Source organism: Exiguobacterium sp. s150, from assembly GCF_018618435.1.
Classification (GTDB): Bacteria; Bacillota; Bacilli; order Exiguobacteriales; family Exiguobacteriaceae; genus Exiguobacterium; species Exiguobacterium alkaliphilum.
The window spans coordinates 60,503-72,359 of the sequence record NZ_JACSMC010000013.1 but is presented as its reverse complement, the minus strand read 5'-3'; the positions used below and the strand labels follow the sequence as shown (position 1 = coordinate 72,359).

12 protein-coding genes are annotated in these 11,857 nt (G+C 52.7%); 5 read left to right on the top strand and 7 right to left on the bottom strand.

Going from position 1 to position 11,857, the window contains the following annotated elements:
* Nucleotides 1-8 precede the first annotated feature (8 nt).
* On the bottom strand, nucleotides 9-659 hold the full coding sequence (locus KNP76_RS08345) for a hypothetical protein (protein WP_214844079.1): 651 nt from the start codon (nucleotides 657-659) through the stop codon (nucleotides 9-11).
* Between the two features lie 218 nt (nucleotides 660-877).
* Between KNP76_RS08345 and ispG the strand changes: the two genes are divergently transcribed.
* Both ispG and KNP76_RS08335 read left to right on the top strand, forming a co-directional pair.
* Nucleotides 878-1,999, top strand: a complete 1,122-nt coding sequence (gene ispG / locus KNP76_RS08340) for a flavodoxin-dependent (E)-4-hydroxy-3-methylbut-2-enyl-diphosphate synthase (protein ID WP_034805838.1) — start codon at nucleotides 878-880, stop codon at nucleotides 1,997-1,999.
* Between the two features lie 71 nt (nucleotides 2,000-2,070).
* Nucleotides 2,071-2,655 carry a hypothetical protein gene (locus KNP76_RS08335; RefSeq protein ID WP_235193393.1) on the top strand — a complete coding sequence of 195 codons (585 nt, stop codon included), beginning with the start codon at nucleotides 2,071-2,073 and terminating at the stop codon, nucleotides 2,653-2,655.
* 12 nt (nucleotides 2,656-2,667) lie between these two features.
* Here the strand turns inward: KNP76_RS08335 and KNP76_RS08330 are convergent, their stop codons facing one another.
* Genes KNP76_RS08330 through KNP76_RS08315 form a run of 4 tightly spaced genes read right to left on the bottom strand, consistent with a single transcriptional unit; the run spans nucleotide 2,668 to nucleotide 6,153 of the window.
* Complete coding sequence (locus KNP76_RS08330) at nucleotides 2,668-4,080, bottom strand: NAD(P)H-hydrate dehydratase (protein WP_214844077.1); 1,413 nt, start codon at nucleotides 4,078-4,080, stop codon at nucleotides 2,668-2,670.
* 45 nt (nucleotides 4,081-4,125) lie between these two features.
* Nucleotides 4,126-4,548 (bottom strand): Fur family transcriptional regulator, encoded by a 423-nt coding sequence (locus KNP76_RS08325; RefSeq protein WP_211779285.1) that lies wholly within the window; start codon nucleotides 4,546-4,548, stop codon nucleotides 4,126-4,128.
* Nucleotides 4,541-5,398 carry a metal ABC transporter permease gene (locus tag KNP76_RS08320; RefSeq protein WP_034809480.1) on the bottom strand — a complete coding sequence of 286 codons (858 nt, stop codon included), beginning with the start codon at nucleotides 5,396-5,398 and terminating at the stop codon, nucleotides 4,541-4,543. Before KNP76_RS08320 ends, KNP76_RS08325 begins: the two co-directional genes overlap by 8 nt.
* Nucleotides 5,395-6,153 (bottom strand): metal ABC transporter ATP-binding protein, encoded by a 759-nt coding sequence (locus KNP76_RS08315; protein WP_051622732.1) that lies wholly within the window; start codon nucleotides 6,151-6,153, stop codon nucleotides 5,395-5,397. Before KNP76_RS08315 ends, KNP76_RS08320 begins: the two co-directional genes overlap by 4 nt.
* 195 nt (nucleotides 6,154-6,348) lie before the next feature.
* Between KNP76_RS08315 and KNP76_RS08310 the strand changes: the two genes are divergently transcribed.
* From KNP76_RS08310 to KNP76_RS08300, 3 genes are all read left to right on the top strand, one after another.
* The gene (locus tag KNP76_RS08310; protein WP_214844075.1) at nucleotides 6,349-7,884 is read left to right on the top strand and encodes a Ppx/GppA phosphatase family protein; all 1,536 of its coding nucleotides are present in this window, start codon (nucleotides 6,349-6,351) and stop codon (nucleotides 7,882-7,884) included.
* Entirely contained in the window at nucleotides 7,881-10,046 is a 2,166-nt protein-coding gene (locus KNP76_RS08305; RefSeq protein ID WP_214844067.1) for an RNA degradosome polyphosphate kinase, read from the top strand. Before KNP76_RS08310 ends, KNP76_RS08305 begins: the two co-directional genes overlap by 4 nt.
* A gap of 91 nt (nucleotides 10,047-10,137) precedes the next feature.
* Nucleotides 10,138-10,308: a DUF1427 family protein gene (locus tag KNP76_RS08300; protein ID WP_034809473.1), complete on the top strand. Its 171-nt coding sequence runs from the start codon at nucleotides 10,138-10,140 to the stop codon at nucleotides 10,306-10,308.
* 37 nt (nucleotides 10,309-10,345) lie between these two features.
* Here KNP76_RS08300 and KNP76_RS08295 read toward each other — a convergent pair whose 3' ends face one another.
* Together KNP76_RS08295 and KNP76_RS08290 are read right to left on the bottom strand one after the other, a co-directional pair.
* On the bottom strand, nucleotides 10,346-10,912 hold the full coding sequence (locus KNP76_RS08295; RefSeq protein WP_214844065.1) for a hypothetical protein: 567 nt from the start codon (nucleotides 10,910-10,912) through the stop codon (nucleotides 10,346-10,348).
* Nucleotides 10,913-10,915: 3 nt separating this feature from the next.
* On the bottom strand, nucleotides 10,916-11,821 hold the full coding sequence (locus KNP76_RS08290; RefSeq protein ID WP_034809468.1) for a deoxyribonuclease IV: 906 nt from the start codon (nucleotides 11,819-11,821) through the stop codon (nucleotides 10,916-10,918).
* Between the last annotated feature and the right edge of the window lie 36 nt (nucleotides 11,822-11,857).

Sequence of the window (11,857 nt, the reverse complement as noted above, 5' to 3'; positions counted from 1 at the left end):
CTGAGAACCTATATGGTCTGTCTCAGGAGGGGTGATGGCACACCCTCATCTGAAGGCTTGAGCAAAACAGAAATGGACTGCGCTCGCACGAGCACTTCAGAATCCCACTGCTTTAGCTGTGGGAGTGTCAAGATGATCTGTTTTCGGAGCGCCCACATCGCACCGAGCACGGATTCTTTCGAAACAACGAGGAGATAATCCGCTCGTAGTTCTGGGATGGCAATGACCGAAATAAATGTGTCCGCGCTCTCGATGAAGCGAGGGTTCGTGTCACCGTCTGGCACCGTTTCAGTGTCAAGCGTTCGAAGTGGCTTTCCTGTCAATAGAGCCAGGTCTCCTTCCCGAACGAGATATTGACTCGCCTCGAGTCCGTCCGCGGATAAGAGAGAGGCTTGTTGCATATAAGTCGATTTTAGCGAACGCTCAAGCGCTTGCTTATTCGCCACATAGGCTCCATACGTCACTTTCACGGATTCCCGGACGACCGTCGCCTCTCGGTTCAACCGTTTCTCGATCTCTAGCGAGAGCTGTTTCTCTGCCTCGAACGCAAACCATGCGAACGTTATAAGAAATAATAGGATGACGCTCGGCATGAGCATCCACTGCAACTTGCGCTCGATTTTCCATATCGGCTTTCTCCAACTTCTTATCCACTGCAATCCGATTCACACCTTTCCATCTTGCTGGTTCGGTTACTATATCGGTCTTAAGACGGTGGAAAATTATGAAGCATCTGTTAAGATAACGTTAGCTTTTGTAAAGAGCACATCTCATGAACGCTTGCTGGGTGCTTTTTCATAAACATTTCGTTATGATAAATAGGAAACCTATCATCTTATATCGATTGGAACCTTTCCAAAAGAAGGAGATCATGTATATGTCAGAAATACTACACCGTTCACTAACTCGTCCGATTCGTGTCGGCAACCTCATCATCGGGGGATCAGATGAAGTCATCATTCAATCGATGACGACGACGAAAACACATGACGTCGAGGCGACCGTAGCCGAGATTTTACGTCTCGAAGAGGCCGGATGCCAAGTCGTCCGCGTCGCATGTCCGGATGAACGGGCCGCAGATGCGTTGGCCGAAATCAAGAGCCGCATCAACATCCCGCTCGTCGTCGATATCCACTTCGATTACAAGTTGGCACTGAAAGCGATTGAAAGTGGTGTCGACAAGATCCGCATCAACCCGGGTAACATCGGGCGCCGTGAAAAAGTCGAGGCCGTCGTCAACGCGGCGAAAGCGAAAGGCATCCCGATTCGAATCGGTGTCAACGCCGGCTCGCTCGAGAAGCAGTTCCTGGAGAAATATGGTTATCCGACGGCCCAAGGGATGGTCGAGAGTGCGATGCACCACGTGAAGATCCTCGAAGACCTCGGTTTCTATAACACGATTATCTCGCTCAAAGCGTCAGACGTGAACCTCGCGCTCGAGGCGTACACGCTCGCGGCGAAGACGTTTGACTATCCGCTCCACGTCGGGATTACCGAGTCGGGCCCGCTCTTCTCCGGCTCACTCAAGTCAGCCGCCGGTTTAGGTGCGATTCTCTCACTCGGAATCGGTTCGACGGTGCGCGTCTCACTTTCAGACGACCCGGTCGAAGAAGTGAAAGTCGCGAAAGAAGTGCTCAAGTCGTTCGGACTCGCTGCGAACGCCGCGACACTCATCTCGTGCCCGACGTGCGGCCGGATTGAGATCGACTTGATTTCAATCGCCAAAGAGGTCGAAGAATACATTCAAAACATTAACGTCAACATCAAAGTCGCCGTACTCGGTTGCGCGGTCAACGGCCCAGGGGAAGCTCGTGAAGCCGATATCGGTATCGCCGGTGCCCGCAACGAAGGACTCCTCTTCCGTCATGGGAAGATCATCCGGAAAGTGCCGGAAGCGACCATGGTCGAAGAGTTGAAAAAAGAAATCGATGCCATCGTCGCCGAAAAACTCGCCGCACGTGAACTCGAAGAACAAGAACTCGCCAATCAATCGAAATAACCTGTCTCCCGCTCGGTTGCAACCGAGCGGGTTTTTGTTAAAATAGACTCTGTGAACAAGGAGGGATCAACATGCATATCGGAATCGACCTCGACGGGACCGTCACGGACCCGCAAAGTTGTTTTCACTACATGAACGACGCGCTCGGTTACACGATTGATTATCAACGCGCGACCGAATATGAGTTGCACACGTATACGACGATGACGCAACATGATTTTTGGAAGTTCATGATTGAACACGGGCACGAAGAAGAAATTTATCGCCGCTCGCTGCCGCATACGGAAGTGAGTGACGTTTTATGGCATATGCGAAAGACGCATCGCCTCCACTACGTGACGGCGCGAAGCGAGGCCGTCCGCTCTGTGACCGAGGACTGGATTAAACAGCAGGCGCTGCCGCTCGATTCACTGATCATGACAGGTAGTCACGACAAGGTCGGGGTCGTCCAAGATCTGTCGCTCGACCTCTTCATGGAAGACCGGTACGAGAACGCCATCTCGATTCATGAGCAGACCGAGATTCCGGTGCTGTTGTTCGATGCGCCGTATAATCGAAAACCGTTGCCGCATGGCGTGAAACGGATTGCCTCTTGGAAAGAAGCGCTCCACTATGTGAACCGTTTCGAGGCGAACCGTTCCATCTCCACCCGCTAAAAAAGAGGAATCTCAAGATTCCTCTTTTTGTATGCGCCCAATCGCCTCGACGACATCGCTCGCGAGCACGCTCGCCGGATGCATCGATTCACTCATTTTTTTCGCTGCGAGGGCATGCCAGAGCACCGCTTGCTCATTCGGATTGTGTGGAGTCTCGATGCGTCGGCACCTGGCCCACATGGCAAGGAGCATCCCTGTCAGGACGTCCCCGCTCCCACCTTTGGCGAGGGCCGACGCTTCGACCGTATTGACGGCGCCCGTCCCTTCAGGTGTGACGATGAGGGTGTGCGTCCCTTTTAAAATCAAGTGGACACCGTGTCGCATCGCGAACGCACGTGCCACTCCGAAACGGTCCGCCTCAATCTCCTCGACCGTCTGCCCCGTCATCCGCGCGAGCTCTCCAGGGTGCGGGGTCAGAATCAAAGTTCCGGCAGCGTCGAGATGTGCGTGTGATAGCGCGCCAGCGTCCACGACTAAAGGCATCGTTTTTTTACGAACGGATTCCCATATACGAACGAGCGTTTCGCCCTCTACCATGCCAGGACCAATCGCAATCGCGTCCACGTCTTTATTTGCGATGGCGTCTGCGCTCGAATACATCGCTTCCGGAAGACCGGCCTTAAGCGGTGATGCCTGCTCTGGCACAATCATCTCGAGCAAACCGATTCCGGTTCGCAGTGCCGCCCTTCCCGCTAAAAACGGCGCGCCAATCAAATGCTCGCTTCCGCCAATCAATAGTCCGCGCCCATACGTCGTCTTATGGCTGAACCGTTCCCGCGTCAACAGACTGTCATCAAAGTCGGCTTCGGTCAAGACGCGCCAACTTGACGTATGCGGCAAACCGATATCGACCCGCTCCACTTCCCCGTAATACGGTGCCGTCTTCGGCAAGAAAGCCGAACGCTTGAACCCATGCAACGTGTACGTCATCGTCGCGGTTACGGCGTGGCCATCGAAATCGTGTGCGGTGTCACTTGGGACACCGGACGGCACATCGATCGAGACGATGTTTGCAGGTTGGCTCATCAGCCACGAAATGACGTCGCGACCCTTTCCAGTAACAGCGCCGCTCAACCCAATCCCATATAAAGCGTCCACAATCCAGTCGGTCGATGGCGGCGTGTCAACGATTGTGACGTACTGCTCGGCGTATGCCGCATGCATCGAGGTAGCGTCTGTTTTCGGCGCACCAAGAGGCGACCAGACGAAGACGTCATGTCCGCGCTGTGCCAGTTCACGAGCCACCACCCAACCGTCGCCGCCGTTGTTTCCAGTCCCGCATACGACGAGCACAGACGCCTCATCCGGAAGCTGAAGTCGATGCGCCACGGCTGAAGCCGCGCGCTCCATCAACACGGTCTCAGGCATACCTTGCTGCTTGGCGGTCGCATCCGCTCGTTTAATCTCGTTTGCCGTATAAATCATCTCTCGCTCCCCCTTCACGATGTAGCAAAAAAAGGATTGACGTCGTCAATCCTTTAAGGCCTTACACTGTTTACAATACCCATAAATCTCGAACTTATGATCAATCACTTCGAAGTCCGGGTCGAGCGCCTCGACGTAACGCATCGGACAGAGGTCGAGCAGTTTCGTCTTGCCGCACCCACGGCAAATCAAATGGTGATGGTGATGCCCGGCGCTACATGTGACTCGAAACGCCTTCTCTCCGCTTAATTCAGTCGCCTCAAGAAGCCCTTCTTCGGCGAACGACTTCAAGTTGCGATATACCGTGTCAAAACTCATCGTCGGGTGCTTCGCGCGCATATAGTCCAACACGTCTTTGGCGCTGACGTAACGTTCCTCCTGAGCCAAGTACGCATACATCTCAACCCGCTTCGGCGTCACTTTCAACGATGAGGATTGCAATCGATTCAGTTGTTCTGTCTCATTCATACGTAGCCTCCTTCTTCCGCAACGACCCAATCTTTTCAAGTCCCATGACGACAGCTAAAATACCCACGGCCAAAAGGACAATCACGCCACCGGGTGCCACATCAAGTTCATAGGCGAGGACGAGCCCTCCGATTGTGGCCACTTCACCGAAGATGATGGCCCATACAATCGTCTGTTTGAAACTCTTCGTGAACCGGAGCGCAGCCGCAACCGGAAGCGTGATCAAGCTCGAGACGAGCAACGTCCCGACGATTCGCATACTGACCGCGATGACGAGGGCGACGACGAACATGAACACGAGATGCAACAGCGTGCTCGGCAATCCCGACACTTTCGCCTGCTCCTCATCGAACGATAAGAACAACAGTTGTTTATAAAACACGGTGATGACGACGACCGTGATGACCGCCACACCGACAATCAAGACGATGTCAGACGGACTGACCGCCGAAATCGAGCCGAACAACAGCGTCGACAAATCGACCGAAAAGCCGCGAGAGAGCGAGATGAAAATCGCGCTCAACCCCATCCCAGCCGACATCATGATCGGGATGGACAGCTCCTGGAAGTGGACGTATTTGTTACGGAGCCAATCGAGCCCGAGTGCCGCCAGCACCGAGACGAGCGTCCCAAGATAGAGCGGATTCAAGTCCGAGAACAATAACACGTATTGCCCGAGGAACAGACTGAAGGAAATCCCAGCGAGCGTCACGTGCGACAAAGCATCAGCAATCAAGCTCATCCGCCGAACGACGACAAACGAGCCGATGAGCGGGGCCGTAAACCCGATGACGACTGCCGCGATGAACGCATAACGTAAAAACCCATACGTGAGTAAATCCGAGATCATGAGGAACCTTCATGAACGAGCAATTTGACGGGATACGGCTTGATGGCCGTCAACTCACTCAGTTCGCTATATTCTTTCAAACCACAGTTACACGCCAGCCGGCCCCGATCGAGATGGACGACTTTCGTGACGAGATCGGTCACGACGTTCAAATCATGGGTGACGAGGATGAACGTGCACGACGTATGCTCACGCAACAAGTGAAGCACCTCGTAAAAATCGCGCAAATGTTTTTGGTCGACACCGACCGTCGGCTCATCGAGAATCAACAAATCCGGTTGATTGACAATAGCACGGGCGATGAACACACGCTGTTGTTGACCACCCGACAGACTCCCGATTTTACGGTCTCGATATTGCCACATATTGACGGTCTCGAGAGCGTTTTGAATCGCGGCCTGATCTTCCATATTCAATCGTTTAAACAGGCCGATTCTCCCATACCGCCCCATGGCGACAACTTCTTCGACCGTCACCGGAAAGCCCGAGTTAAAAGAGGCTGCTTTTTGGGAAACGTAACTGATACGGGACTTATCTTTAAACTGGGATTGGGGCCGGCCGAACAGTTCGACCGAACCGCTTTGGGGCGTCAACAATCCTAAGATCGACCGGATGAGCGTCGATTTACCCGACCCATTCTCGCCGACGATGGCAACGAAGTCCCCTTGCTCAATCTCGATGGAAACGTCTCGGAGCGCGGCCGTGCCATCATAGTAATAGGACACGTGATTTAGTTTCACGACAGATGTCGTCATAATCGTTAACCTTCTCTCATTAATTAAATCGTAATCATTTCTACTTCTTGGCGTCTGTATTATACAGAACATTTCGGATTGCTTCAAGTTTGAGAAAAATAACGTAGAACGATACGGGTCCGTCCTATTGAAATCAAGATGAGTTTACAATCAATTCGGTGTAAACTGAAAGTAACGCAAAGAGGGGGATGCACCGTGGAAAAAAAATTAGCAGTCATTGACATTGGGTCGAACTCGATTCGAAACGTCATCTTTGAGGTGAACGGTCACGGTCAGTATTTTGAACGTCTGAACGTGAAGGAAGTCGCTCGCCTCTCGAGCCACATCACCGAAGACAATGAACTTTCCGCTGAAGGAATTAGCTCATTGATTGAGACGTTACAACATTTTATCAGCTTGAATGACCACCACGATGTTTTGGAGACGCTACCTGTGGCAACTGCCGCGATTCGAAACGCAAGTAACTCCGATGCGATTTTAGCCGAAGTCCGTCAAGCGACCGGAATGGAGATTCGGTTGTTGAGCGATTATGAGGAGGCGTTCTACGGCTATTCGGCCATCGTCAACTCGACGTATATCGAGGACGGGTACTCGGTCGACATCGGGGGCGGTTCGATGGAAGTGACATACTTCAAAGACCGGGAGCTCGTCTTCTATCACAGTTTCCCGTTCGGTGCCGTTACGCTCACGAACGACTTCATGAAAGGTGAAGTGATGACGAAAGAGGAGCGGAAGCAACTCATCTCTTTCTTGAAAAAATCATTCAAAGACCTCGACTGGCTCGAACCGCACGGCGTCCCGCTCGTCGGTGTCGGCGGGACGGCGCGAAACTTGGTCCGGGTCGAACAATCGCTGTCTCACTTTCCGCTTGAAGGGATTCATCAGTACACGATCGATGCCGATCGGCTCGAGGAAGTCGTCGATGAACTCGTCGGCCAATCGAGTAAGCAACTCGGACGACTCGATGGCCTATCGAAAGACCGGGTCGATATCATCGCCCCGGCCGTGACGGCAATCGGTGAACTCGCCCGCTATTTGAAAGTACCCGAGTTCACGATGAGCAATAACGGTCTCCGCGAAGGCCTGTTCTACGAATATTATTTGAAGGCGAACGATGAGGTCCGGTTTGCCGATGTGAAAGAGGAAAGCTTCCGGCATTTCGAGCAACAATATGACGTCAATCCGGAGCGTCACCGCCACCTTATCCATCTGGCCCGCCAAATCTATACCGGATTGATTGAGACGAAAGCAATCAAACCGAAACCGTATGAGCCTGGACTATTAGAAGGCGCTTGCCGCCTTGCCTACGTCGGTGAATACATCGACCACAACAACAAGAGCGACCATACGTTCCATTTGATTACAACGAACGACTTCAAAGGGCTCAATAACGAGGACCGTCTCGCCCTCGCCCTCGTCTCGTCGTACAAATCGCGACGACTGCTCGACCAACATATCGAAGGCTTTCCCGAATGGTTTGATTCGAAGATGTTGAAAAGCCTTGAACTGCTCGGCTCAATCGTCAAACTCGTCGACGCCCTCGACTTGACGGAGCGGCAAATCATCGACCATCTCGATGTCTCGACAAATGAGGACGGGCTCGTCTTCCACTTACAAACGACTGACACCGCCCGCTTTGAACTGCAACGCGGGGTTCGACATAAGAAACACCTCGAACGCGCCATCGACCAGGCCATCGAACTACGTGTAGAAGAGAGAGGGACATCATGACCATTTATACACCTGAACATTTCAACAACCGTGAGCTGAGTTGGCTCAGCTTCAACGAACGCGTGCTCCAAGAAGCAATTGATGACCGCAACCCGCTCATGGAGCGGCTCAAGTTTCTCGGCATCTTCTCGTCGAACCTCGATGAGTTTTATATGGTGCGATTCGGCGGTTTGAAGGACGAAGTGCTCGCCGGTTTCAACCGACCGGAAGACAAGGCTGGACTGACACCGAAGCAGCAGATTAAGGCGATTTCGATTAAAGCGCAGGAACTCGTCGAACTACAATATGCGACGTACAAGAAAGTGACGAAACAACTCGCGAGCGAGGACGTCCGTTTCTTGCGCCCAAAACATTTGAACAAGACACAACTCGATTTCATCAAACAATATTTCCGGACCCACGTCTTCCCGGTCCTCACCCCGATTGCCGTCGATGCGTATCGTCCGTTCCCGATGCTGCTGTCGAAATCACTCAACATCGCCGTCGAGATCGCGTCTAAAGAGGAGGGCAAGAAACGGCTCGCCCTCGTCCAAGTGCCGGCCGTCTTGCCACGCTATCTCGAACTACCGACCGAAGACGAAGACCATGCCGACCTCATCTTGCTCGAGGATATCATCATCCAATTTGTCGATTCGCTGTTTAAAGGCTATGAGGTCGAATCGACGATGCCGTTTCGAATCACGCGGAACGCCGATATGCCGTTCCACGAAGAAGGCAGTCGTGACGTACTTAAACAAATCGAGAAAGAGCTAAAGAAGCGCCGGTATGGGGTCGCGATCCGACTTGAAGTGCAACAGCGCTCGCTCAGTAAAGAGCTGTTGTTCATGCTTCAGGATGTGCTCGATTTACACGACCGCGATATCTTCATCGTAGACGGTCCAATCGATATGACGTTCTTGTTCGGCGTCTACAATAAAATCGGGACCGAATATGACGACATGATTAACGAGACGTTGATTCCGTTCATCCCAGAAGGGCTTGAGTCCGGCAAAGACTTGTTCCAAAGCCTGTTGAAACAAGACTATTTGCTGCATCATCCGTATCATTCGTTCGACCCGGTCGTCCGTTTCATCGCCCAGGCCGCGAAAGATCCGAACGTCTTGGCCATCAAACAGACGCTCTATCGCGTCTCCGGCGACTCGCCCATCATCAAGGCGTTGACCGATGCGGCCGAGAGCGGGAAGCAGGTGACCGTCCTCGTCGAACTCAAGGCCCGGTTCGATGAGGAGAAGAACATCCAATGGGCAAAACAGCTCGAGAAAGCGGGGGCCCACGTCATCTATGGCTATAAAGAGTTGAAGACACACTCGAAGATCACGCTCGTCGTCCGCATTCTTGAAGGTGGGGTCTTGCAACGGTTCGTCCACCTCGGTACCGGCAACTATAACGATTCGACGGCGAAACTCTACACCGACATCGGCTTATTGACGACGAACGAAGAGCTCGCCGAGGACGCGACGAACTTCTTCAACTGGCTATCTGGATACGGAGAACGCCCATCATGGCACAAGTTCGAGACGTCCCCAGATGATATGCTCGATTTCTTTTTACAGAAAATCGAGGATGAGATCAAACTACATGAGAAGTATGGGAACGGACGTATCGTCGCTAAGATGAACTCGATCACAGACAAGGCGATCATCATGAAGCTTTATGATGCCTCGCAAGCCGGTGTGAAGATTGACTTGATCATCCGCGGGATTTGCTGCCTTCGTCCCGGTATCAAAGGCATCTCCGAGAATATCCGGGTCATCTCCATCATCGACCGCTACCTTGAACATTCTCGCATCTTCTATTTTTATCAGAACGGGAAAGAAGATCTCTACTGCTCATCGGCAGATTGGATGACGCGCAACATGAAGAAGCGCATCGAGATTTTATTCCCGATTCTTGACTCAGGCCATAAATCGTACATCAAAGATATGCTGGCGCTCCAACTCGTCGATAACGTCAAAGCCCGGAGCCAACGCGCCGACGGCAGTTATATCTATATCAAACAGGAGCCAGGTCAAGAACGCATCCAGTCCCAAATCATCATCCACCAGTACACGGGGGGGCGATGGAACAACATCCCGAGCGTGTTCGAACGGGAGCCGTCGAATTGGGCCGAACGTGAAGTCCTTCGTTTGAAAGCGGAGAACGAAAAAATGACAGATGACTGATGTTAGACTTCTCAAAGCGAAAAGAACGGTGTATAATGAACTCGGTTAATATCAATAAAACGTTTTCATTTCATTATACGGAGGAATCACGATGCAAGAAATCCTATTATCGTTACTCGCCGGCCTTATTTGTGGCATGATTTTCACGGCCTTGAAATTACCGCTCCCGGCCCCACCGGTTCTCCCAGGGGTCATCGGGATCTTCGGCGTGTTTCTCGGCATGAAAGTGTATCAGTTCGCGGTCGCCAACTGGCCATTTTAACAAAAAGGAACGATGTCCGTGTGGATATCGTTCCTTTTCATTTGTAGTGTAACACTTTATGGCATGTCGGGCAGACCCACATCTCCTCGTCGGCATCGATGTGGTATTCCATCAATCGATTGGCGAGCGGCCCGTAAAAGTCTGATAAATCCAAGGCACAATAGGCGCATACGGTCGTCGGTGACACCCGATGCTCAAATTGTCGTTCGCGGGCGAGATGTGCCTCATACGCAGAACGGCTCCACCGTCTCGACGGGACACGATACCCCTCGTCCCAAAGGCGCTTCAACGTGTCATAATCCGTCGCCTCGTCATACGTGCCGAGCCGAAGTAATGGATGATGAAAATCGAGGGCGAGCAAGTCGACAAGGCTGTACACCCCAGTCGCAACGGACGGTTCAAGCCAATAGCGGTCGTCGGGCCGCTGCGTCGTCTCGACGAGCAGCACCTCCGCCTCGGCAACGATGCCGTGACCGATGAGTTCGATAAACGCGGTCGGGGTCGCGACATCGCCTTCGACATAGAATGGACTCTGCTCTTGAAAATAGACCGGCAGCGCGGACCAGGCGTCAAACGCGCCTGGGTCGATTCGAAGCCGATTCATCGGTTATTGATGCGCGAGCGTGAACCGCTCCCGCCACTCCGCATCGAATTCAGATGCGCGGAACATCGCAATCTCTTGCTTGTATGGTGCGACTTTCGTCTTGTCATTAATCGGGATATAAGGCGTCTCCAAAATTTTCGGAAGGTGCGCGAACGCTTCATGATGGATGATGCGGTTCAACGTATCAAAGCCGATCTCCCCGTAGCCGATGTTTTCGTGTCGGTCTTTCTTCGCCCCGCGCACGTTCTTCGAATCATTCACATGAATGACGCCGAGACGCTCGAGACCGACAATCCGATCGAATTGATCGATGACGCCATCGAGGTCGTTTACTAAGTCGTATCCGGCATCATGGACGTGGCACGTATCGAGACAGACCGAGAGACGGTCGTTATGTGTCACGCCGTCAATGATTGTCGCGAGCTCTTCGAACGTTTTCCCGAGTTCGCTCCCTTTTCCGGCCATCGTCTCAAGCGCGATTTTGACGGTCTCATCACCCGTGAGCACCTCGTTTAACCCTTCGATGATGCGAGCGAGCCCGATGTCTTCCCCTGCCCCGACGTGAGCACCCGGGTGAAGGACGACGTGGCGTGCGACTTGGAGCGCCTCCGCCCGCTTAATCTCGGCGGCAAGAAACGACACGGCGAGTTCGAACGTCTCCGGTTTCGTCGTATTGCCCAAGTTGATAATGTATGGTGCATGGACGACAATCTCCTCGATGTTATGCGCGGCCATGTGGGCGAGTGCCGCTTCAATATTCAAATCTTCAATCGGCTTCCGACGTGTATTCTGAGGCGCGCCGGTGTAGACCATCATCGTCGTCGCCCCGTAAGAGACCGCCTCCTCACTCCCTGCAAGAAGCATCTTCTTTCCTGAAACCGAAACGTGTGAACCAATTTTCAATGTCATCATCTTCCCTTCCTATCTTCTCTCTTCAGTGTACAC